Here is a 22,451-nt window from a genome sequence, read left to right on the forward strand (position 1 = left end):
GGGCGTGGTGCGGGTGGCCGTCCCCAGCATCGGCCCCGCCGGCAGCGGCACCTGGCGCAGTTCCACCAGCAGCTGGCGCACCGGCAGCGGGGGCGGCGCGCTGCCCGCCGCCCGCACCTCGGTGGCCAGGCCCGTCCACGCCAGCGTGCCCGCGGCCAAGGCCACCAGCGCGGCCTTCAGGTGCTTCAACGGCAGCGCCGCGCCCGCCTTCACCTCGCCCAGCGAGAAGCTGGTGTGGATGTCCTTCACGTTCGGCAGCTTGAACAGCGTGTCCATCGACCAGCGCGAATACGCATCCAGGTCGGTGGCCACCACATGCAGCTCGAAAGTGCCCGCGCCGCTGATGTAGTGGCAGGCCACCACCTCGGGCCGCGCGCGGATGGCCTGCTCCAGCGCCTCGATCGCCGAGGCGTTGTTGCGCTCGGCATCCACCCGCACGAAGGCCAGCACGCCCAGGCCGATGCGGCGGCGGTCGATCTCGGCCCGGTAGCCGGTGATGTAGCCCTGCGCTTCCAGCCACTTCACGCGGCGCCAAGTCGGCGCGGCCGAGAGGCCGATGCGCGAGGCCAGCTCGGCATTCGACAGCCGCGCGTCGCGCTGCAGCTCGTCGAGGATGGCCACGTCGTAGCGGTCGAGATCGGCGCCATGCGTCTCCTCGGGCTCGGCCGCATTCGCCGTCCGTGTTTTCCCTGAACCGGGCTTGCTGAGCGCTTTTCTTTCTTTGGTAGCCATGTTTCGAGCCCGTTTATTGCCGTGAGTGTGCCCGCGTGAGCAAACAAAGAAAAGACTTCACAGGCCCGTTTCCCTACACTGCCTGGCATTCGCGCGCTGTCGCGCGCACCCTTGTGTTTTGCCCGCCGCCGCCAGGAGCACGCCCCCGATGAACGCCCCGCTACCCGAGTCGATCCGCAAGGCCCTGGAGAGCGTCACGCTCGACGACAAGTACCAGCTCGACCATGGCCGCGCCTTCATGAGCGGCGTGCAGGCGCTGGTGCGCCTGCCGATGCTGCAGCGCCAGCGCGATGCGGCCGCGGGCCTGAACACCGGTGGCTTCATCAGCGGCTACCGCGGCTCCCCGCTGGGCGGCTACGACCAGGCGCTGTGGGCCGCGAAGAAGCACCTGGCGCAGAACAACATCGTGTTCCAGCCCGGCGTCAATGAAGAGCTCGGCGCCACCGCGGTGTGGGGCACGCAGCAACTCGACCTGTACCCGCAGAGCAAGAAGTTCGACGGCGTGTTCGGCATCTGGTACGGCAAGGGCCCGGGCGTGGACCGCTGCTCGGACGTGTTCAAGCACGCCAACATGGCCGGCACCGCCAGGCACGGCGGCGTGATCGCGATTGCCGGCGACGACCATGTCAGCAAGAGCTCCACCGCCGCGCACCAGAGCGACCACATCTTCAAGGCCTGCGGCCTGCCGGTGTTCTTCCCGTCGAACGTGCAGGACATCCTCGACATGGGCCTGCACGCCTTTGCGATGAGCCGCTTCGCCGGCGTGTGGTCGAGCATGAAGACGATCCAGGAAGTCGTCGAGTCCTCGTCCTCGGTGATCGTCGATGCCGACCGCGTCAAGATCGTGCTGCCGGAAGACTTCCAGATGCCGCCGGGCGGCCTGCACATCCGCTGGCCCGACCCGCCGCTGGAGCAGGAAGCGCGGCTGATGGACTACAAGTGGTACGCGGCGCTGGCCTACGTGCGGGCCAACCGGCTCAACCACAACGTCATCGCCGGCCCGAACGACCGCTTCGGCATCATCGCCAGCGGCAAGGCCTACAACGACACGCGCCAGGCGCTGGCCGACCTGGGCCTGGACGAAGCCGCCTGCCGCCGGCTGGGCATCCGCCTGCACAAGGTCAACGTGGTGTGGCCGCTGGAAGCGACGATCACGCGCGAGTTCGCGCAGGGCCTGCAGGAGATCCTGGTCGTCGAGGAGAAGCGCCAGGTCATCGAGTACCAGCTGAAGGAAGAACTCTACAACTGGCGCCCCGACGTGCGGCCCCATGTGCTGGGCAAGTTCGACGAGCCCGGCGACGGTGCCACCGGCGGCGAATGGTCGATGCCCAACCCCAGCGACAACTGGCTGCTGCGCGCCAAGGCCGACCTGACGCCGGCCATCATCGCCAAGGCCATTGCCAAGCGACTGAAGAAGCTGGGCGTCGATGCCGACACCGTGCGCCGCATGGACGAACGCCTGGCCGTGGTCGAGGCCAAGGAAGCCGCGCTCGCCGCGCTGAAGTCCGACACCGGCGAGCGCACGCCCTGGTTCTGCTCGGGCTGCCCGCACAACACCTCCACCCGCGTGCCCGAGGGCTCGCGCGCGGTGGCCGGCATCGGCTGCCACTACATGACGGTGTGGATGGACCGCAGCACCAGCACCTTCACGCAGATGGGCGGCGAAGGCGTGACCTGGGTCGGCCAGGCCCCGTTCACGAAAGACAGTCACGTCTTCGCCAACCTCGGCGACGGCACCTATTTCCACAGCGGGCTGCTGGCCATCCGCCAGAGCATCGCCGCGGGCGTCAACATCACCTACAAGATCCTCTACAACGACGCGGTCGCGATGACCGGCGGCCAGCGCGTGGGCGAGCGCCCCGAGGGCCACTCGGTGCTGCAGATCATGAACAGCGTGATCTCCGAGGGCGTGAAGAAGCTCGTCATCGTCACCGACCAGCCCGAGAAGTACAGCGGCGCGCCGCTGGCCCCCGGCGTCACCGTGCACCACCGCGACGAGCTCGACCGCATCCAGCGCGAACTGCGCGAGATCGAAGGCTGCACCGCGCTGATCTACGACCAGACCTGCGCCACCGAGAAGCGCCGCCGCCGCAAGCGCGGCACGATGGCCGAGGCCGACAAGCGCGTGGTCATCAACGAGCTGGTGTGCGAAGGCTGCGGCGACTGCTCGGTGCAGAGCAACTGCCTGAGCGTGGAGCCGGTCGAGACCGAGTTCGGCCGCAAGCGCCGCATCAACCAGAACACCTGCAACAAGGACTACTCCTGCGTGAAGGGCTTCTGCCCCAGCTTCGTGACGGTGGAAGGCGGCACATTGCGCAAGCCGAAGAAGGCCGCGAAGACGGACCCGGCCGCGCTGGGCCCGATCCCCGAGCCGACGCTGCCGCTGGCCGAAACCGCCTGGGGCATCGTGGTGGCCGGCGTCGGCGGCACCGGCGTCATCACCATCGGCCAGCTGCTGGGCATGGCCGCTCACCTGGAAGGCAAGGGCATCGTCACGCAGGATGCCGGTGGCCTGGCGCAGAAGGGCGGCAGCACCTGGAGCCACATCCAGATCGCCAACCGGCCCGAGGACATCCACACCACCAAGGTCGACACCGCGAAGGCCGACCTGGTGATCGCCTGCGACGCGATCGTCGGCGCGCAGAAGTACACGCTGCAGGTGATGCAGGAAGGCCGCACCGCGGTGGCGATGAACAACCACGGCACGCCCACCGCCGCCTTCGTGCACAACCCGAACTGGCAGTTCCCGGCCGGCAGCTGCGAGGCGGTGCTCGAGAAGGTGGTGGGCCGCCCGCTGCTGCGCAGCTTCGACGCCGAACAGGTGGCCGCGCAGCTGCTGGGCGACAGCATCTACACCAACCCGCTGCTGCTGGGCTATGCGTGGCAGATGGGCCGCGTCCCGCTGGGCCATGCGGCGCTGATGCGCGCGATCGAACTCAATGGCGTGCAGGTCGAGAACAACAAGGCCGCGTTCGAATGGGGCCGCCGCTGCGCGCATGACCTGGCCGCGGTGCAGGCGCTCTTCAAGGCGGCGGCCGTCATCGAGTTCGTCAAGAAGCCCTCGGTCGACGAGCTGGTGGCCAGGCGCGTCGAGTTCCTCACCGGCTACCAGGACGCCGACTACGCGCAGCAGTACAAGGCCTTCGTCGACCAGGTGCGCGCGGCCGAGGCACCGCTGGGCAAGGGCACGCCGCTGAGCGAAGCGGTGGCGCGCTACCTGTTCAAGCTGATGGCCTACAAGGACGAGTACGAGGTGGCGCGCCTGCACACCGACCCGGCGTTCCTGGCCAAGCTCGACGCGATGTTCGAAGGCGACTACAAGCTGGTGCACCACCTGGCCCCGCCGCTGACGGCCAAACGCAACGACAAGGGCGAACTGGTGAAGCAGCCCTTCGGCCCGTGGATGCGCAAGGCCTTCGGCGTGCTGGCGAAGCTGAAGGGCCTGCGCGGCGGTGCGCTCGACGTGTTCGGCCGCACCGAAGAGCGCCGCACCGAGCGCGCGCTGATCGACGAGTACCGCCAGTGCATCGAGGAGCTGCTGAAGACCCTGAACGCCGGCAACCTGGCGCAGGCCGCCGAGATCGCGCGCATCCCGGAAGAAATCCGTGGCTACGGCCATGTGAAGGAGCGCCACCTGAAGGCGGCGCGCACCAAGTGGGCGGGCCTGATGGCGACCTGGCGCGAGGTCGGCAAGCGCCAGGCGGCCTAACGGCCGCCACGCACAATTGCGGGGCGATCCTGCGCCTCATCGAGGCATTGGCGCCCCGCATCAGCGCCTAGAGTGGGAGTGCTGCCGGTGTTTCCTGCCGGATGAGGACTCCCCGCCATGAAGCTCGATCAACTCCGCCTCGGCCCCCGGCTTGCGCTGGGCTTTGGTCTCGTGCTGGCCCTGGTGGCCGTGATTGCGGCCGTCGGCTGGTCGCGCCTGGGCACCACGCTGAAAGAGGTCAAGGCCAGCGACCTGCAGCAGCAACGCGCGGCCACCGCCGGCGAATGGCGTGCGCTGACCCAGTTGAACGTCACCCGTACGCTGGCCATCGCCAAGGCCCGCGCCAACGAAGAGGTCGACGCCTTCCTGCAGCCGCAGATCAAGGACACGTCGGCGCGCATCAGCACCGTGCAGCAGAAGCTCGAGGCCGGCATCGACACCGCCGAGGCCAAGGCGCTGATGGCAGAGATTGGCCAGCTGCGCAAGAAGTACATCGGCCTGCGCGACACCATCTTCGCGCAGCTGAAGGCGCAGGACCCCAATGCCTGGCAGGCCATCGAGCAGCAGCTGCTGCCCGCGGCCAAGGCCTATGTCGACGCGATCACCCGCTTCCAGCAGCAGCAGCAGGACCAGGCCGACCAGCACACGGCCGCCACCGAGGCCGCCGGGCACCGCGCACAGTGGATGCTGGCGCTGCTGGCCGGTGCCTGCCTGGTGGTCGGGGCCGGCGCGGCCTGGCTGATCACCCGCTCGGTCACCGACCCGTTGCGGCAGGCCGTCAACGCCACCGGCCGCATCGCCGGCGGCGACCTGTCCCAGCCGGTGCCGGTGCACGGGCGCGACGAGCTCAGTGACCTGCTGTCCAGCCTGGCGGCGATGCAGCAGTCGCTGCGCCAGCTGGTCGGCGAAGTGCACCTGGCCACCGACTCGATCCGCACCGCCAGCACCGAAGTGGCCGACGGCAGCCTGGACCTCTCCAGCCGCACCGAGCAGGCCGCGTCCAGCCTGCAGGAAACGGCCTCGTCGATGGAGCAGATCTCCACCACGGTCAAGCACACCGCCGAGTCGGCGCAGACGGCCAATGAGCTGGCCGCCTCGGCCTCGCGCGCCGCCACGCAGGGCGGCAGCGTCGTCGCCCAGGTGGTCAGCGCGATGGAAGACATCAGCAGCCGCTCCAAGCAGATCGGCGACATCACCGGGCTGATCGACACCATCGCGTTCCAGACCAACATCCTGGCGCTGAACGCAGCGGTCGAGGCCGCGCGCGCCGGTGAGCAGGGCCGCGGCTTCGCGGTCGTCGCCGGCGAGGTGCGCAGCCTGGCCCAGCGCGCGGCCGGCGCGGCGCAGGAGATCAAGTCGCTGATCGGCAGTTCGGTCGAGACCGTGGACAACGGCGCCCGCCTGGTGCAGGACGCCGGCGCGGTGATGGCCGAGATCGTGTCGTCGGTGCAGCGCGTCTGCGGGATCGTCGGCGAAATCACCTCCGCGGCGAGCGAGCAGTCCATGGGCATCGGCCAGGTCAACATCGCGGTCGGCCAGCTCGACCAGATGACGCAGCAGAACGCCGCGCTGGTGGAACAGTCGGCCGCCGCTGCCGCCAGCCTGCAGGAACAGGCGGGCCGGCTGGCCCAGCTGATGGCCGTCTTCAAGCTCGAGCGCCAGGCCGGCCTGGCCGGCACGCCGGCCGCCATGCCGGCCTGACGGGCGCCGCCTCACCGCAACCGTCGGGCCGCTGTCGCAGGGGCCTGTTGTCCCGATGGCGGGCACTGCCGAACTGCGCTAGGCTGGTTTGATGGCTGCCCCCGGCGGCCCCGCCATCGCCCGCCGCCTTGCCTGCCCCCACCCCCCGCCCGCCCCGCCCGCCCCGCCGTTAGCGCCGCCCCAGCCCGCTGCCCTGCCGGGCGGCAGCGCGGGCTGGCTTGGCGGCCGCTCGCTGCGCTGGCTGCTGGCGTCGATCGCGCTGCTGACGCTGGGCGCCATCGGCAGCCGCTACCAGCAGCACCAGGCCCTGGCGGCGGCGCGGGTCGAGTTCGTCAGCGGCCTGCGCGCCAGCGAGATCGAGTCCTGGGTCGCCGAGCGCCTGTCCGAAGCGCGCTTCATCCGCACCAGCACCTACATGCCGGACCTGTACCGGCGCTACCAGGGCGGCGATGCGGCCAGCCTGACGCGGCTGGTCGAGCGCCTGTCGGAGTTCCGCCGCGGCGGCGCTGCCCATGCGCTGCTGCTGCTGTCGGCCGAGGGCCAGGTCCTGGGCAGCGAGCCGGTCGACCCGGCGCCGATCAGCGCCGCCACGCGCCAGGCCTTGCAGCAGGCGCTGGCCACGCGGCAGACCCAGCTCACCGATCCGCTGGACGACGGCCGGCGGCTGGACGTGGTGATTCCCTACATCCACAGCGGCGAGCCGCCGACGCTGGCGGCGGTGCTGCGGGCCGATCCGCGCCAGACCCTGCTGCGCCACCTGGGCGACTGGCCGTCGCCGAGCCAGACCGCCGCCGTCACGCTGTGGCGGCGCGACACGTCCGGCTGGCATTCGCTGAGCCCGCTGCGCCAGGCCGTGCCGGGCACGGTGCTGCAGGTGCCGCACGATGACCCCGGCGCGCTGCTGGCCCGCGCGGCGAACGCGGCACCCGGCCAGCCGCTGACGGGCCTGGGCCCGTCCGGGCAGCGGGTGATCGGCGCGGTGCGGCCGATCGCCGGCACGCCCTGGCTGCTGGAGGCCCGCGTCGACGAGCGCGAGGTGCTGCTCGGCCTGGCCCAGGAAGCGCTGTGGATCGCCGCCACCGGCGCGCTGGCCGCGCTGGCGCTGCTGATCCTGGCGCGGCTGCTGCGGCAGCGCCAGGCCCTGCACACGGCCGAGCTGCAGCGCGACGCCCAGGCCGACCGCGTGCGCCAACTCGCGTTGTACGCGGCCATCGCCGATGGCAGCGCCGACATCATCTTTGCCAAGGACACGGCCGGCCGCTACCAGCTGTTCAATCCGGTCGCCAGCCGGCACTACGGCATCGCGGCCGAGCAGGTGCTGGGCCGCGACGACCACGCGCTGTTCGAGCCGGCGCGTGCGGCCGACTACATGGCGCAGGACGCCCGCATCCTGGCCGAGGGCTGCACGCTGCGCTTCGAGGAAGCCTGGCCCGGGCCGGACGGGCGCACGCAGTACTTCCATGCCACCAAGGGGCCGCTGCGCAATGCCGATGGTGCGGTGGTCGGGCTGTTCGGCGTGCTGCGCGACATCACCGAACGCATGCGCTTCGTCGCCGAGCTCGAGCAGCACCGCCACCACCTGGAAGAGCTGGTCGACGAGCGCACCGCCGCGCTGGCCCAGGCCAACCAGGCCTTGAGCAGCGCGGTCGAACGGGCCGAGGAGGCCAGCCGCGCGAAGAGCGCCTTCCTGGCCAACATGAGCCACGAGATCCGCACGCCGATGAACGCGATCATCGGCCTCACCCACCTGATGCAGCAGCAGAGCCACGACCCGGCGCTGCACGAGCGGCTGGGCAAGGTGGCCGACGCGGCACAGCTGCTGCTGGCGATCATCAACGACATCCTCGACCTGTCCAAGATCGAGGCCGGCAAGCTGACGCTGGCGCCCGCCGACTTCGAGCTCGACGAACTGCTCGCGCGGACGCAGGCGCTGGTGGCCGAACGCGCGGCGGCCCGCCACCTCACGCTGCGCATCGACCGCGGCGAACTGCCCGCCCGGCTGCACGGTGACGCCACGCGCCTGGCCCAGGCGCTGCTGAACCTGCTGAACAACGCGGTGAAGTTCACCGAGCGGGGCACCATCACGCTGCGCTGCCGCCTCGAGGCCGCCGACGGCGCCACGCAGTGGCTGCGCTTCGAGGTGCACGACACCGGCATCGGCATCGCACCGGCAACGCTGGCGCGGCTGTTCCAGCCCTTCGAGCAGGCCGATGCCTCGACCACGCGGCGCTACGGCGGCAGCGGCCTGGGCCTCGTGATCACGCGCCGCCTGGCCGAGCTGATGGGCGGCGAGGCCGGGGCCAGCAGCGAGCCGGGCCGCGGCAGCTGCTTCTGGTTCAGCGCCCGGGTGCGGCCGGCGCTGGCACCGTCGCCCAGCGCGGCCGCCCTGCTGCCGGCGCCGCTGGCCGAGCAACGGCTGCGCGAGGCCCACGCCGGCACGCGCGTGCTGCTGGCCGAGGACAACCTGGTCAACCAGGAAGTGGCGCGCGCGCTGCTGCAGGCCACCGGCCTGGTGGTGGACGTGGCCTCGGACGGACGCGAAGCCCTGGCGCTGGCCACCCGGCACACCTATGCGCTGGTGCTGATGGACGTGCAGATGCCCGGCATGGACGGGCTGCAGGCCACACGCGAGATCCGCCGCCTGCCCGGTCGGGCGCGCTGGCCGATCCTGGCGATGACGGCCAACGCCTTCAGCACCGACCGCGACGACTGCCTGGCCGCCGGCATGAACGACCACGTGGCCAAGCCGGTCGAGCCGCAGCACCTGTATGCCGCGCTGCTGCGCTGGCTGGCGCCGGCGGCGGTGGCATCATCCATGCCCAATTGATTCCCAACCCGCGCCCGGAGATCCGATGAAGACCCTCCCCTTCTTCCTCGGCAAGACCCTCGGCAATGCCATTGCGGCCACGCTGCTGGCGACGATCCCGCTGGCCGCCCCGGCGGCCGAGCTGGTGGTCTACAGCACGGGCGCCGTGCGTTCGGTGGTCAGCGCGCTGGCCGAGGTGTTCCAGCAGGAAACCGGCCACACCGTGCGCCTGACCAGCGCCACCGCCGGCGAGGTGCAGGCCCAGATCGAGCAGGGCGCCGTCGCCGACCTGGTGATCGCGCCGCAGGCCACCATCCAGCGCCTGGCCGGCAAGGGCCTGGCGATCGCCGAGGCCAGCCTGGTGATCGCCCGTGTCGGCATGGGCGTCGCGGTGCGCGAAGGCGCGCCGCGGCCGGCGATCGACACGCCCGCGGCCTTCCGCCAGGCACTGCTCGAAGCGCCCAGCCTCACCTATTCCGACCCCGTGGCCGGCGGCACCAGCGGCCGCGCGCTGATGGCGCTGGTCGACCAGCTCGGCATCGGCGCCGCGGTGCGCGCCAAGGGCCTCCCGGGCACCGGCTATGTCTGCGAAAAGGTGGCGCGCGGCGAAGCGGCGCTGTGCGTGCACCAGATCAGCGAGATCCTGCCGGTGGCCGGCGTCACGCTGGTCGGCCCGCTGCCGGCCGAGCTGCAGCAGGTGACGGCCTATGTCGCCGCACCCACGCCGCGCGGCGCCGATGCCACGCTGGCCCAGGCCTTCGTCGAGCTGCTGACGCGCCCGGCCATGCGGGCGCGCTTCGCCGCGGCCGGCATGGACTATCACGCACCGTGAGCGGCCAGTCGGCCCCTGCCCGGCCCCACCCGCCGGCGCGCTGGCATGCGCTGCCGGCCGCCCGCGCGCAGGCCGTGGCACGCGTGCCTTTCCGCATCGCCGAGGGAGGGCGGGCGGCGCTGGCCGGCTCGGTCGCGCGGCAGCACCTGGCGGCGCTGGCGCGCTGGCCCGAGGCCCTGCGCATCGACGACGACGGCGGTGCCGTCACGCTGACGGTGGCCGCGGCCGAGCGCGATGCCTGCTTCGGGCAGCTCAACCAGCGGCTGCGCGAGGCCGGCCTGATCCGCGCCTGGCGTGACGAGACCTACCCTGTGCACGCGCTCGACGGCAGCGGCGCCCTGCTGGCGCGCTTCGAACGCGCGGCCTCGCGCTTCTGGGGCACGCTGACCTTCGGCGCCCACGCCGACGGCTACATCGCGGATGCCGCCGGTCGGCCGCAACGCCTCTGGCTGGCCCGCCGTTCGTTCAGCAAGCCCACCGACCCCGGCCTGCTGGACAACCTGGTCGGCGCCGGCGTGCCCTTCGGCCAGGGCCCGGGCGACGCGCTGCTGCGCGAAGCCTGGGAGGAAGCCGGCCTGCAGCCGCCGCAACTGCGGGGCCTGCGCGCCGGCCATGTGTTGCGGCTGCAGCGCGACATTCCCGAAGGCCTGCAGCTCGAGGACCTGAGCGTGTACGACCTGCCGCTGCCGCCGGACCTGCAGCCCGTGAACCAGGACGGCGAGGTCGCCGAGTGGCACTGCCTGCCGGTGGCCGAGGCGCTGGCGCTGGCCGCGACCGACGCGATGACGGTCGATGCCGGCCTGGTGACGCTGGACTTCGCGCTGCGCCGGGCCCTGCTGCCCGCCGAAATGCACGGCCCGCTGGCGGCCGCGCTGACCCCGCTGCGCGTCGGGAGTTCCGTGCTGCCCGTTCAATCAAACTGAAGTAGCGCCTCAAGGCCGCTGAACGGCGGCCCGGGACCCGGCCTGCACACTGCGCGCCATGGTCACCGCCCTCCCCACCGCTGCCGACCGCTACACGCCCGTGGCCATCGCCTTCCATTGGCTGCTGGCGCTGATGATCGTCGGCACCTTCTGCTTCGGGCTGTACATGGTCGGACTGCCCACGTCGATCGGCAAGCTCAAGCTGATCAACTACCACAAGTGGGCCGGCGTCACGATCCTCGCGCTGTCGGCCGCGCGCCTGCTGTGGCGCCTGACGCACCGGCCGCCGGCCGACCTGCCGATGCCGGCCTGGCAGGCGCAGGCCGCGCACCTGACGCATGGCGCGCTGTACCTGATGTTCTTCGTGGTGCCGCTGGTGGGCTGGGCCTACAGCTCGGCCGCGGGCTTCCCGATCGTGGTGTTCGGCGTGCTGCCGCTGCCCGACTTCGTGCCAGTGGACAAGGCGCTGGCCCAGGCCATCAAGCCCTGGCACGAGCGCATGGCCTGGGTGCTGGCACTGCTGGTGCTGGGCCACCTGGCCGCGGCGCTGAAGCACCACTTCATCGACCGCGACACCCTGCTCGACCGTATGCGGCCCGGCCGCGGCTGAGCGCTTCCTCTCTTCGAAAGCATCCGCATGATCCACCGCTCCTTTTGCACGTTGGCATCCGTACTGCTGCTCGGCGCCGCCGCGCTGCCGGCCGGCGCGCAGACCATCCTGCCCGCGCAAAGCGAGATCGGCTTCGTCAGCAAGCAGATGGGCGTGCCGGTCGAGGGCCGGTTCAAGAAGTGGACCGCCCAGATCAGCTTCGACCCGAAGAAGCCCGAGGCCGGCAAGGTGAGCTTCTCGATCGACACCGGTTCGGCCAGCTTCGGCGCCCCCGAAACCGACGCCGAAGTGCCCAAGGCCGCCTGGTTCAATGCCGCCAAGTTTCCGCAGGCCAGCTTCCAGTCCACCGCGATCAAGCCGGCCGGCGCCGGCAAGTTCGAGGTCGCCGGCAAGCTGACGATCAAGGGCAGCGTGCAGGACGTGACCGTGCCCGTGACGCTGGCCAGTGCCGCCGGCGGCAACGGCACGGCCACCGGCGCGTTCACGATCAGGCGCCTCGATTTCAAGATCGGCGAAGGCGAATGGGCCGACACCTCGATGGTCGCCAACGAGGTGCAGGTGAAGTTCAAGCTCGCGCTCAGCGGCCTGCCGCAGTAGCCCCCCCCTGCCGTTTCCCTCCGTCGGCCGCGGCCATCCCGCCGCGGTCCGGCCCTGCTCATCCTTCAACCTTGTCATGGGAGTGACACGATGATCCGCACCACCCTGCTCGCCACCGTCCTCGGTGCCGCCAGCCTCGCCGCCCACGCCGAAGCCGCCACCTACGCGCTGGACCCGACCCACACCTTCGTGGCCTTCGAGATCGGCCACTTCGGCACCTCGACCAACCGCGGCCGCTTCGACAAGAAGCAGGGCACGGTGCAGTTCGACCGCAGCGGCAAGACCGGCAAGCTCGACGTGACGATCGACACCGCCTCGATCAACACCGGCACCGACGCGTTCAACAAGCACCTGCAGAGCAAGGACTTTCTGAACGTGGCCGAATACCCCACCGCCCGCTTCACCGCCGACAAGTTCAGCTTCAACGGCGACAAGGTGGCCGAGGTGGCGGGCCAGCTCACGCTGCTGGGCAAGACCCTGCCGGTGACGCTGAAGGCCAACAACTTCAACTGCTACGAGAACTCGATGCTCAAGCGCGAAGTCTGCGGCGGCGATTTCGAGGCGACCATCCAGCGCAGCCAATGGGGCGTGGTGTGGGGCCTGAACTTCGGCTTCCCCGACACGATGCGCCTGGTGGTGCAGGCCGAAGCCATCCGGCAGTAACACCCGATGAACGCGGCCCTGCGCTTCCTGCTCCTCGTTGCCGCCAGCGCGGCGGCAACCGGCAGCGCGCGGGCCGCGCCGCAGACCTACCAGCTCGACCCCACCCACAGCTTCGTCACCTGGGAGGTGCTGCACTTCGGCACCTCGACGATCCGCGGCCGCCTCGGGCCGCTGAACGGGCAGGTCACGGTCGACCGCGAGGCCCGGCAGGGCCGCGTGCAGACGGTGATCGAGCTGGCCCAGCAGAGCACCGGCCTGCCGGTGCTCGACGCCCGGCTCAAGGAAGCCGACATGCTGGACCTGCAGGCCCACCCGCAGGCCTTCTTCGTGGCCGAACGCTTCGAGTTCGACGCACAGGGCCAGGTCAGCGCCGTGCGCGGCGAGTTCACGCTGCGCGGCCAGGGCCAGCCGCTGACCCTCACCGCCCAGCGCTTCCGCTGCTACACCAGCCCGCTGTTCCGGCGCGAGGTCTGCGGCGGCGACTTCGAGGGCGAGTTCAAGCGCAGCGCCTACGGCATCACCCACAGCCTGCCCTTCGTGGCCGATGCGGTGCGGCTGAAGCTGCAGGTCGAGGCGATCGTCCAGCCGTAGCCGGCGCCTTACCGCTGCCGACACCTCTGCTGACACCTCGGCCGGCGCGGCTCCGGCCGATGACGGATGCGCGCCGTCAGGGCGGGCGCTATGCTCGCCGCCGCTTCGCGTGCCCCGCCCTCTACACCCCACTGCCGGCCTGTCGTCGTGAGCCGATCCGCCCCTGCCGCGCTGCACCTGGCCGGCGCCCCCCGCTGCATCACCCCCGACGGGCATCAGCACCTGCTGGGCACGCCGGACGGCCTGCTGCTGGCCTGGCTGGCGATCGAAGGGCCGACCGCGCGCGAGCGCCTGGCCGCGCTGCTGTGGCCCGAGAGCGCGGCCGATGCCGCGCGCAACGCGCTGCGCCAGCGCCTGTTCCGGCTGCGGCGTCTGTGCGATGGCGAGCTGGTGACCGGCAACGCGCAGCAGCTGGCGCTGGCCGCCGCCGTGACCCACGACCTCGACGACGCCGACACCGTGCTCGGCACGCTGGCGCCCGACAGCGACGGCGAACTGCAGCACTGGCTGCTGCGCGAACGCCAGCACCGCCGCGAGCGCCAGCGCCAGCGGCTGCTGGTGCGCATTGGTGCCCTCGCGGCCGCGGGCGACACCGGCCCTGCGCTGCCGCTGGCCACCATCTTGCTGCAGCTGGACCCGACCCGCGAAGACGCCCACCAGCAGCTGATGCGCCTGCACTACCTGGCCGGCGACCGCAGCGCCGCGCTGCAGGCCTTCGACCACTGCGAGCAGGTGCTCAAGCACGAACTCGGCACCCGGCCCTCGCCGGAAACGCTGGCGCTGCTGGCGACGATCGAGGCCGCCAGCCCCGACATCGCGGTCGCGCCGGCGGACCGCAACGGCCTGTGCGCGCCCACCATCACCCCGCAGCGCCGCACGCTGCCGGCCGCGCTGATGCGCCCGCCGCGGCTGGTCGGCCGCGCGCACGAGCTGGCCTGGCTGCGGCGCGGGCTGGCCGCGGGCGGCCGGCTGCTGCTCGTTGGCGAGGCCGGGCTCGGCAAGTCGCGCCTGCTGCAGGCGCTGGGCGAAGGCCTGGCCGCCGCGCCGCTGCAGGCCGCCGGCCGGCCCGGCGATGCGCTGGTGCCCTATGCCCTGCTGGCGCGGCTGCTGCGCGCGCTGCAGCAGCGCCTGCCCGAGGCGCTGGCCGCCGCCGCGCCGCAGCAGCTGGCGCCCCTGCTGCCGGAGCTGGCCGACGAGGCGCCCGCTGCGGCCGGCGCCGCGCCGCGTGCCAACCTGGTGCCGGCGGTGCAGGCCGTGCTGCGGGCCGCCACCGCGCAGCTGCCCGGCATCGTGCTCGACGACCTGCATTTCGCCGATGAGGCCACGCTGCAGCTGCTGCCCGCGCTGATGGCCCAGGACAGCGCCGGCGCCTGGGTGCTGGCGCTGCGCCCGCCGGCCGAGGGCTCGGCACAGGCGCGGCTGCTGGCGGCGCTGTCGGCCAGCGTGCCGCTGGAGCCGCTGGCGCTGCAGCCGCTGGACGACACCGCACTGGCCGAGATGGTCGATTCGCTGGCGCTGCCCGGCGTCAGCGGCGCGCAGCTGGCGCCCGCGCTGCGCACGCGTTGCGGCGGCAACCCGATGTTCGCGCTGGAAACCCTGAAGGCCGCGTGGCGCGACGGCCATGCACTGGAAGCCGGCGCGCTGCCGCGGCCGCGCCACCTGGGCCAGCTGATCGAGGCCGCGCTGGACGCGCTGTCGCCCCCGGCGCTGCTGCTGGCGCGGGTGGCCGCGGTCGCCGGCATCGATTTCTCGATCGCGCTGGCCGCTCATGTGCTGGGTCAGCATCCGCTGCAGCTGGCCGATGCCTGGGCCGAGCTGGAGGCCCGCCAGGTGCTGCGCGGCGACGGCTTCGCGCACGACCTGGTGCACGAGGCGGTGCTGGCCGGCATCCCGGAAGTGCTGGCGCGGCACAGCCATGGCACGGTGGCGCAGTGGCTCGAGCAGCATGCCGGCGAGCCGGCACGCATTGCCGCGCACTGGGAGGCCGCCGGCCAGCGCGAGCGCGCGCTGCCGGCGCTGCGGGCCGCCGCGGCGCGCGCGCACACGGCGCTGCGCGAGGCCGAACGCATCGGCTTCCTGCTGAAGGCGGCCGACATCGCCGAGGCCCAGGCGCAGCGCGACGAGGCCTTCGCGCTGGTGGCCCAGGCGATCGAGGCGCACATGAACACGCTGCGCGATGCCGGCGGGCTGCCGCTGCTGGACCGGCTCGACCGGCTGGCCGGCACGGCCGCGCAGCGGGCCCGCGCCGCCGGCGACCGCGCCTGGTACTGCAGCACGCAGGGCGACTGGACGGCGGCCATCGCCACCGGCGAACGGGCGCTGGCGCTGTGCGCCGACGTGCCGGCGGCACAGGCCGCGCTGCGGGCCTCGCTGCAGGCCTCGATCTCGCAGCGGCTGGGCACCGCGCTGGCGATGGCCGGCCGCTTCGACGAGGCTCTGCCACGCCTGCGCGCCGCCGAGCCCTGGGTCGAGGCCCATGCCGACAGCGACGCGGCCAGCGAGTTCCAGGGCAACCTGGCCACCGTGCTCGACAACCTGGGCCGGCCGGCCGAGGCCGAGCCCTACCACCGGCGGGTGATCCGCAGCACCGCGGCGCAGGGCGACCATGCCTTCCTCGCCACCGCGCGCGCCAACCTGGCGGTGAGCCGGCTCAATGCCGGCGACGTGGCCGGCGCCGCGAAGCAGCTGGCGCTCGCGCAGCAGCTGGTCACGAGCTTCGAGCTCAAGGGCGCGAGCGCCGGCTTCATCGCCGCGCTGCAGGCCCAGTGCGCCAGGTCTTTCGGACGTTATGCCGCCGCGCTGCAGTGGTGCGACGAGGCCGAGGCGCTGCTGCAGCCGGCCAGCCCCGGCTGGCTGCCGGTGGTGCACATGCACCGGGCGCAGGCGCTGCTGGAGCTCGGCCAGACCGCGCGCGCGCAGCAGGCGCTGGCGGCCTGCGAAGGCGCGGCGCTGCCGCCGCGGCTGCAGGCCCGCCACGGCGGCCTGCGCGCTCGGCTGCTGCAGGCGCTGGGCCGCGACAGCCGTGCCGCGCTGGACACGGCGCTGGCGCTGGCGCCCACCACCGGCTGGCCCGAATTGCGGCTGACCCTGCGCATCGAACGGGCGGCCTGCCTGCCGGCGGCGGCCGCCGCTGGCGAGCTGCAGGCCGTGGCCACCGCCGCCGATGCGCTGGGCCTGCAAGGCGTTGCGCTGGCGGCCCGGCTGCGACTGGCCGGCTGTGCCGACGATGCCGGCCTGGCCCAGGCCGCCGCCACGCAGGCCCTGGCGGCACCGGCCGGCATCGCGCCGAACGGCTTGTACGCCGGCGAGCGCTGGCTGGGGCCGGCGCTGGCCGAGGCGCGCGCCGGCCAGCCGCAGCGCGCGGCCGCGCTGGCGGCCGAAGGCTGGGCCTGGGTGCAGGACATTGCTGCGCGCGAGCTGCCCGAGCCCTTCCGTGACGGATTCCTCCACCGCCAGCCGATCAACCAGGCCTTGCGGCGACTTTTAACGGCGGCGTAACGCGCCCTCGCCTACAACCGTGTCGTACGGCGGCGCAGTCCGCCGAGCCCCCAGGCGCCAGGCGCCCCACGAGCACAGGCGAGGACCCGAACATGCTGCACGCCACACTGGTCGATCTGTCCCACGAAGCCGACAACAGCGCCGGCGCGACGCGCGACGCCGACACCCTGCTGGAAGCCGAAGACCGCGCCGCGATGGCGCTGCTGCGCCTGGTGACCGCCACCGCGCTGGCGATCGGCCTGCTCGGGCTGGCGCTGCGCCTGCTGAACTGACCGGGCTCAGCCGCGCGCCCGCGAGGCGCCCGAAGCCGGCGCCGCCGGCACGCCCGGCACGCCGCGCCGCTGGTAATCGGCCGGCACCTGCATCAGGCCGGCCTCGGGTTCGCCGCGCTTCAGGTTGGTGAGCCGGTAGCGCGTCTCGCCACTGCGCGGATCGAAGTCGCTGGACTGCAGCGTCAGCAGCAGGTCCGGCGAGCGCCAGACCTCGCGGCTGATCACGATCGGCTTCTCGTTGCCGAACCTGCCGGCCTCGATGGTCCAGGTGGTGCGCTCGCCGTTGGCGCGCAGGCCCTCGATGTCCTTGCTGCCCAGCGAGCTGAGCACGCCCGGCCCGCGCGGCGCGAGGCTGCCGATGCGCATCGAGAGGCCCGGCGGCAGCGACAGCTCGCCGGCCGGCGCACCCTCGCTGCGCAGCACGCGCACCTGCATCTCGCGCGCACCGTCGACCTCGTCGGCCATCACCACCACCGGTGTCGGCGGCATGGGAGGCGTGGGTGGCGTCGGTGGGGTGGGCGGCGCCGGGGGCGCCGGCGGGGTCGCCGCCACGCCGCTGGCGCTGCGGCCCGATGTCGCCTTCATGCGTTCGGCCAGGCTGCGCGCCCATTCGCGCATGCGTTCGCTGTACTCGCGCCAGGCCGCGCTGTGGGCCTCCATCTGCTGCGCATGTTCCCAGCTGCCCAGGGTCGACGAGCCGAGGCGTCGTGCCGTGCGCCGGACCGGATCGAGCACCCAGCTTTCGCGTGCCACCGGGTCGCGCAGGTAGATGCGACGCTGGCCGTCGCGCTCGACCTCCTGGCGCGTGCGGCCTTCGCCGTCGCGGCACAGCCGCGTCTGCTGCCGGCGCACGATGCGGTTGGCCGCCGCACCGTTCGGGTCGGGCAGCAGCTGCACTGTCTCGTGCACCGCGTCGGCGCAGTAGGGCGCGCCCTTCACCGGGCGTTCGGCGGCCAGCTCGTCGGCGATGAAGGCCTGGGTGTCGACCACCGGCGGCACGGGGGGCGTGGCCGGTGCGGCCTGCAGCGCGCCGCCGGCCCCCGCCAGCAGCGCGGCCGCGGCCAGCCCGTGCAGGCGGGCACGGCGGTTCTTCGTCATCGTGATCTTCATCATCGGCTCCTGCTCAGGGGTTGAGCACGCGCACCGCCAGCACCTCGCCGGACGGATGCATCAACAACTCGGCGCTGACGCGGTCGCCAGCGCGCGAAGGATCGAAGGGCAGCCCGAGCGCAGCCAGGCGCTCGCGCGGGATTTCGGTGGGCACCAGCCAGGCGGGCGCCGCATCGCCGTCGCGCAGCAGCTGCTGCCAGCGTTCGGCGCTGGCCACGGCGACAAAGCCGCTGGCCAGCTGCGCCTGGCGCGTGGTCGTCGGCGCCTGCTGCGGCGACAGGACCACCAGCAGCACCGAGCCCCCCAGCGCCAGCGCGCACAGTGCCGCGCCGGACAAACCCCAGGCCGCCCAGCGCGAGCGTGCCGCGCCGCCACCCGGCACGGCCGCACCACGACCGCGGGCGGCAGCGCCGAGCGCGTGGCGCGCCCGCGCCGACAGCGGTGGCACCGGCTGCGCGGCCAGGTCGGCGCCCAGCCGCGCCAGTGCGTCGGCCAGCGTGGCCGGCGCCGGGCTGCCGGCGCGGCCGGTGGTGTCGTGCGGGGCATTCATGTGGCATCTCCGAGCCCGGCCGCGAGCGGGACATGCGGCGCTTGCTGCAGCGCGGCGGCCAGGCGTTGGCGCCCGCGCAGCACGCGCGTGCGCAGGGTGTTCAGTTCGCAGCCGGCAATGCGCGCGGCCTCGGCATACGGCCGGCCCTGCAGGTCCACCAGCACGACCGCTTCGCGCTGCGGCCAGGGCAAGGCGCGCAGCGCGGCCCACAGCCGATGCAGGTCCTGCGCGCGCGCCAGCAGCTGCTCGGGGTCGGCCCCGGACTCGTCCGGCAGCGCCGCCATCGTCTCGTCGTCGAGCTCGGCCTCGCGGCCGTCACGCCGCCACAGCGCCAGCAGCGCATGGCGGGCGATGCCGGCCAGGTAGGCGCCCAGCGCGCCGCGCGCGGGGTCGAAGCCCGCGGGCTGCTCGGCCAGCGCGACAAAGGCCTCCTGCGTCGCGTCGGCGGCGGTCGCGGCGTCGCCGCACAGCGCCAGCGCGTAGCGGTAGACGGCCGGCGCCTCCTGGCGGTACAGCGCCTCCAGCGCCGCCGCGTCGCCGCGGGCCAGCGCCTTCAGCAGCGCGGCCAGCGTCGGGGCGGCGGGTCGGGTCCAGGGCACGAACAGCATCATCGGTCGGCGGTGTCTACCCAGCCTATTGGCGCGAGGGGGCGGAAAAGTTCCCGCCGGCGTTAACGCTGCCGTAACGGGTGCGGCTCTACAAACCCGTGTCGGCGCCGCCTTCTGCGGCCCCGGTGCGATCAGATGACTCAGGAGGACACCCGGATGAGCACGAGCACCACGACCGAACGGCTGCTGCGGGACGACCAGCGCGAGGACCGGCGCATCGAATGGCTGCTGCGCGGCATCACCGCGCTGGCGCTGCTGCTGGCCTTGCTGTCGCTGGGCAGCCTGGTGGGCTGATGCGCCCGGCCTGACCCGCGCGCGGCCGGTCCGGTGCCGGCCGGTCCGCCGCCGATGCGCTCTGTCGGCCTTCCGGCGCAGCGTGTCTCATTCCCCTGCGGTGCCCAGGGGGCTTGCGTACAGTGCGACCCATGTTGTTCCGTCGCCTGCCCTGAACGCCCATGGCCGCCGCCTACCAAGAGTCTCCCTGGCCGCAGCGCTGGCAGCGCTTCTCGACCGCCAGCGTGCGCGCCTTCCATGCCTACGCCAACTGGCTGGTCGGCATCTCGTGGCGGCGCTTCATCCTGTTCTCGATCCTGCTGATGGTGGCGGTGGGCATCCTGCAGGACCTGCCGCCGTTCCGCTGGAAATACGAGGAGACCGTCGCCAGCCAGCCGCGCGTGGTGAAGGTGCCCGCCCCGAAACCGCCCCGCGCGCCGAAGGCGCCGACGGCGCCCGAGGAGTCGCCGATCCGCATCGAGAAGCAGAAGGGCAAGGGCGAAACCGGCGGGCTGGACATCTCGATCGACGAGCACGGCGTGCGCATCACCCCGCGCGCCAAGGCGGCGGCGTCTGCGGCGTCTGCGGCGTCGGCGGGCCTCGCGGCCTCGGCGACCGGCAGGCCCGCCGACGAGGCCCCGCAGGTGGACATCCAGGTGCCGGCCGGCGCGCACAACAGCGAAGCGGTGAAGGAAGCGGTGGAAGAGGCCCGCCGCACGATCCGGGAATCGATCCAGCAGGCGCGCGAGGACGCGCGCCAGGCCGCCCGTGACGCCGCCGAAGCCGCACGCGATGCCGCCGAGGCGGCCCGCGCCGAAGCCGCGGACGCGGCCGCCGACGCGCAGACCGAGGTCGTGTTCGACGGGCCGCAGCACCGCACGCGCATCGTCAAGCCGCTGGGTGACGCACTGCCGCAGCTGGCGGCGCTGTGGATCCTGGCCTCGCTGGTGATCAAGGTCACCTACAAGCGCCAGATCCAGGCCGAGGCCCAGGCCGCGCAGGCAGTGGAGACGGCCGAGGCCGAGGCGCTGAAGCGCCAGGTCGTCGAAGCCCGCATGGCCGCGATGCAGGCGCAGGTGGAGCCGCACTTCCTGTTCAACACGCTGGCCTCGATCGACCACCTGATCGAGGTCGATCCCAAGCGCGCCAGCCAGATGCAGAAGAACCTGATCGCGCTGCTGCGGGCCAGCATGCCCACGATGCGCGAGGCCAACGACGGCGGCGTGCGCGACCTGGGCCGCGAGCTGTCGGTGATCCGGCCCTACCTCGAGATCCTGAAGGTGCGCATGGAAGAGCGGCTGACCACCGACATCGACGTGCCCGAGGGCCTGGTCTCGGCCGAGTTCCCGCCGATGATGATGCAGACCCTGGTCGAGAACGCCATCAAGCATGGCCTGGAGCCCAAGCCCGAGGGCGGGCACCTGTCGGTGAAGGCCGAGATCGTGCACGGCAAGCTGGCGGTCAGCGTCACCGACACCGGCCTGGGCTTCGGCCGCGCCGCCACCGCCGGCACCGGCGTGGGCCTGGCCAACATCCGCGAGCGCCTGCAGCTGCTGTACGGCACCAAGGCCGCGCTGACGATCGCCGAGAACCCCGGCGGCGGCACCCGGGCCACGATCACCGTTCCCTACAAGCCCGTGGAAGGAACCCACGCATGAACCCACCGTCCATGAGCCGCGCCCTGGTGCCCTACCAGCCGCCGCGCGCGCGCCGCCCCTGGGGCCGCTGGCTGCTGGTGCTGACCCTGCTGGGCCTGGTGGCCGGCGCGATCGCCTTGTACGTGGCCCTGGACCTGGCGCCTGCGCTGCCGTTCCACGTGATCGTCGATGGCGACGAGATCAGCAGCGGCATCGACCTGGCCGCGTTGTCGCCGGCGAACAAGCTGGCCATCGTCGGCGCGGTGCTGCTGGCGCTGGTGATCGCCACGCTGGTCGTCACCGTGGTGCTGCCGGTCACCTTGCTGGTGGTGGCGGTGGTGCTGCTGCTGGTGCTGGTGGCCGTGCTGGGCGCACCGCTGCTGGCGGTGGCCGCGGTGCTGGCGGTGCTGGCCTCGCCGCTGCTGCTGATCGGCGGGCTGTTCTGGCTGGCGCTGCGGGGCGCCCGCCGCACCCCCTCGGCTACGATGCGCGGATGAGCACCGCCGACACCGACACCACCGCCGATGCGCGTGCGCCGCGCGCCGTGATTGCCGACGACGAGCGCCTGATGCGCGAGCAGCTGCGTGCGCGGCTGGCCGAGGTGTGGCCCGAGCTGCAGATCGTCGGCGAAGCGAAGAACGGGCTGGAGGCGGTCGAGCTGGTGAACCAGCATCACCCGGACCTGGTGTTCCTGGACATCCGCATGCCGGGTCTCACCGGGGTCGATGCCGCGCGCCAGATCGCGCAGATGGAGCTGGCCGAGGACGAGGCGCTGCCCGAGGTGGTGTTCATCACCGCCTACGACCAGTACGCGGTCGAGGCCTTCGAGCAGGGCGTGTGCGACTACGTGCTGAAGCCGGCCGAACGCGAACGGCTGCAACTCACGGTCAGCCGCATCCAGCAGCGCCTGGCCACGCGCGGCACGCCCGAAGCGCCCAGCGCGCCGCCGATGCAGCAGTTGCTGCACAAGCTGGCCGCGCAGGTCAACCCGGGGGCCGCACCGCGCTACCTCGAATGGATCCAGGCCACCGTCGGCCAGGCGATCCAGATGATCCCGGTGGCCGAAGTGCTTTTCTTCATCAGCGACGAGAAGTACACCCGGGTGCAGACGCCGACCATCGAGGCCCTGATCCGCAAGCCGATCAAGGAGCTGATCGACGAGCTCGACCCGCACATCTTCTGGCAGATCCACCGCTCGACGCTGGTGAACGTGAAGGCCATTGCCGGCATCACGCGCGATTTCCGCGGGCGCCAGATCGTCAGCGTCAAGGGCCACCCCGAGAAGCTCGAAGTCAGCCGCAGCTACACGCACCTGTTCAAGGGCATGTAGCCAGGGCCG

At 72.5% G+C, this 22,451-nt stretch carries 18 protein-coding genes and 1 pseudogene; 15 read left to right on the forward strand and 4 right to left on the reverse strand.

All coding sequences use genetic code 11. From position 1 onward, the window contains the following. Window positions 1-174: 174 nt before the first annotated feature. A pseudogene (locus ACILR4_RS09165) lies at window positions 175-732 on the reverse strand (Lrp/AsnC family transcriptional regulator); the annotation flags it as partial. Between the two features lie 148 nt (window positions 733-880). Between ACILR4_RS09165 and ACILR4_RS09170 the strand changes: the two are divergent. The 11 genes from ACILR4_RS09170 (at window position 881) to ACILR4_RS09220 (ending at window position 16,934) form a co-directional block, all read left to right on the forward strand. Beyond that, entirely contained in the window at window positions 881-4,441 is a 3,561-nt protein-coding gene (locus ACILR4_RS09170) for an indolepyruvate ferredoxin oxidoreductase family protein (RefSeq protein ID WP_395700543.1), read from the forward strand. Between the two features lie 117 nt (window positions 4,442-4,558). Then, entirely contained in the window at window positions 4,559-6,142 is a 1,584-nt protein-coding gene (locus ACILR4_RS09175; RefSeq protein ID WP_395700544.1) for a methyl-accepting chemotaxis protein, read from the forward strand. 91 nt (window positions 6,143-6,233) lie between these two features. After that, window positions 6,234-8,969: an ATP-binding protein gene (locus ACILR4_RS09180; protein ID WP_395700545.1), complete on the forward strand. Its 2,736-nt coding sequence runs from the start codon at window positions 6,234-6,236 to the stop codon at window positions 8,967-8,969. 25 nt (window positions 8,970-8,994) lie between these two features. Then, window positions 8,995-9,780, forward strand: a complete 786-nt coding sequence (locus tag ACILR4_RS09185) for a molybdate ABC transporter substrate-binding protein (protein WP_395700546.1) — start codon at window positions 8,995-8,997, stop codon at window positions 9,778-9,780. After that, window positions 9,777-10,703, forward strand: a complete 927-nt coding sequence (locus tag ACILR4_RS09190; protein ID WP_395700547.1) for a DUF4743 domain-containing protein — start codon at window positions 9,777-9,779, stop codon at window positions 10,701-10,703. Before ACILR4_RS09185 ends, ACILR4_RS09190 begins: the two co-directional genes overlap by 4 nt. A 58-nt stretch (window positions 10,704-10,761) precedes the next feature. After that, window positions 10,762-11,313: a cytochrome b gene (locus ACILR4_RS09195; protein ID WP_395700548.1), complete on the forward strand. Its 552-nt coding sequence runs from the start codon at window positions 10,762-10,764 to the stop codon at window positions 11,311-11,313. A 27-nt stretch (window positions 11,314-11,340) separates the two neighbouring features. Beyond that, window positions 11,341-11,910 (forward strand): YceI family protein, encoded by a 570-nt coding sequence (locus ACILR4_RS09200; RefSeq protein WP_395700549.1) that lies wholly within the window; start codon window positions 11,341-11,343, stop codon window positions 11,908-11,910. Window positions 11,911-12,003: 93 nt separating this feature from the next. After that, on the forward strand, window positions 12,004-12,573 hold the full coding sequence (locus tag ACILR4_RS09205; protein ID WP_395700607.1) for a YceI family protein: 570 nt from the start codon (window positions 12,004-12,006) through the stop codon (window positions 12,571-12,573). Window positions 12,574-12,579: 6 nt separating this feature from the next. Then, window positions 12,580-13,164 (forward strand): YceI family protein, encoded by a 585-nt coding sequence (locus ACILR4_RS09210; RefSeq protein ID WP_395700550.1) that lies wholly within the window; start codon window positions 12,580-12,582, stop codon window positions 13,162-13,164. A 147-nt stretch (window positions 13,165-13,311) separates the two neighbouring features. Further along, a complete protein-coding gene (locus ACILR4_RS09215; RefSeq protein ID WP_395700551.1) occupies window positions 13,312-16,662 on the forward strand; it encodes an ATP-binding protein in 3,351 nt (1,116 codons plus the stop codon). Between the two features lie 92 nt (window positions 16,663-16,754). Continuing rightward, window positions 16,755-16,934 carry a hypothetical protein gene (locus ACILR4_RS09220; protein WP_395700552.1) on the forward strand — a complete coding sequence of 60 codons (180 nt, stop codon included), beginning with the start codon at window positions 16,755-16,757 and terminating at the stop codon, window positions 16,932-16,934. 6 nt (window positions 16,935-16,940) lie between these two features. On the opposite strand, the gene ACILR4_RS09225 is transcribed toward ACILR4_RS09220, so the two are convergent. The 3 genes from ACILR4_RS09225 to ACILR4_RS09235 are packed head-to-tail and all read right to left on the reverse strand — an operon-like array spanning window position 16,941 to window position 19,205. Further along, window positions 16,941-18,044 (reverse strand): hypothetical protein, encoded by a 1,104-nt coding sequence (locus ACILR4_RS09225; RefSeq protein WP_395700553.1) that lies wholly within the window; start codon window positions 18,042-18,044, stop codon window positions 16,941-16,943. Between the two features lie 13 nt (window positions 18,045-18,057). Next, on the reverse strand, window positions 18,058-18,594 hold the full coding sequence (locus ACILR4_RS09230) for a hypothetical protein (RefSeq protein ID WP_395700554.1): 537 nt from the start codon (window positions 18,592-18,594) through the stop codon (window positions 18,058-18,060). After that, a complete protein-coding gene (locus tag ACILR4_RS09235) occupies window positions 18,591-19,205 on the reverse strand; it encodes an RNA polymerase sigma factor (protein ID WP_395700555.1) in 615 nt (204 codons plus the stop codon). Before ACILR4_RS09235 ends, ACILR4_RS09230 begins: the two co-directional genes overlap by 4 nt. Before the next feature lie 153 nt (window positions 19,206-19,358). Here ACILR4_RS09235 and ACILR4_RS09240 point away from each other — a divergent pair, with 153 nt between their 5' ends. From ACILR4_RS09240 to ACILR4_RS09255, 4 genes are all read left to right on the forward strand, one after another. Continuing rightward, the gene (locus ACILR4_RS09240) at window positions 19,359-19,496 is read left to right on the forward strand and encodes a hypothetical protein (RefSeq protein ID WP_395700556.1); all 138 of its coding nucleotides are present in this window, start codon (window positions 19,359-19,361) and stop codon (window positions 19,494-19,496) included. Window positions 19,497-19,657: 161 nt separating this feature from the next. Further along, complete coding sequence (locus ACILR4_RS09245; RefSeq protein WP_395700557.1) at window positions 19,658-21,133, forward strand: sensor histidine kinase; 1,476 nt, start codon at window positions 19,658-19,660, stop codon at window positions 21,131-21,133. Continuing rightward, window positions 21,130-21,609, forward strand: coding sequence for a hypothetical protein (locus ACILR4_RS09250; protein WP_395700558.1), 480 nt, complete (start codon window positions 21,130-21,132; stop codon window positions 21,607-21,609). Before ACILR4_RS09245 ends, ACILR4_RS09250 begins: the two co-directional genes overlap by 4 nt. Beyond that, window positions 21,606-22,442: a LytR/AlgR family response regulator transcription factor gene (locus ACILR4_RS09255; protein WP_395700559.1), complete on the forward strand. Its 837-nt coding sequence runs from the start codon at window positions 21,606-21,608 to the stop codon at window positions 22,440-22,442. The genes ACILR4_RS09250 and ACILR4_RS09255 overlap by 4 nt, the downstream gene beginning before the upstream one ends. Window positions 22,443-22,451 lie beyond the last annotated feature (9 nt).

The sequence above is a fragment of the Aquabacterium sp. genome, assembly GCF_044226965.1.
Taxonomy (GTDB): Bacteria; Pseudomonadota; Gammaproteobacteria; order Burkholderiales; family Burkholderiaceae_C; genus Pseudaquabacterium.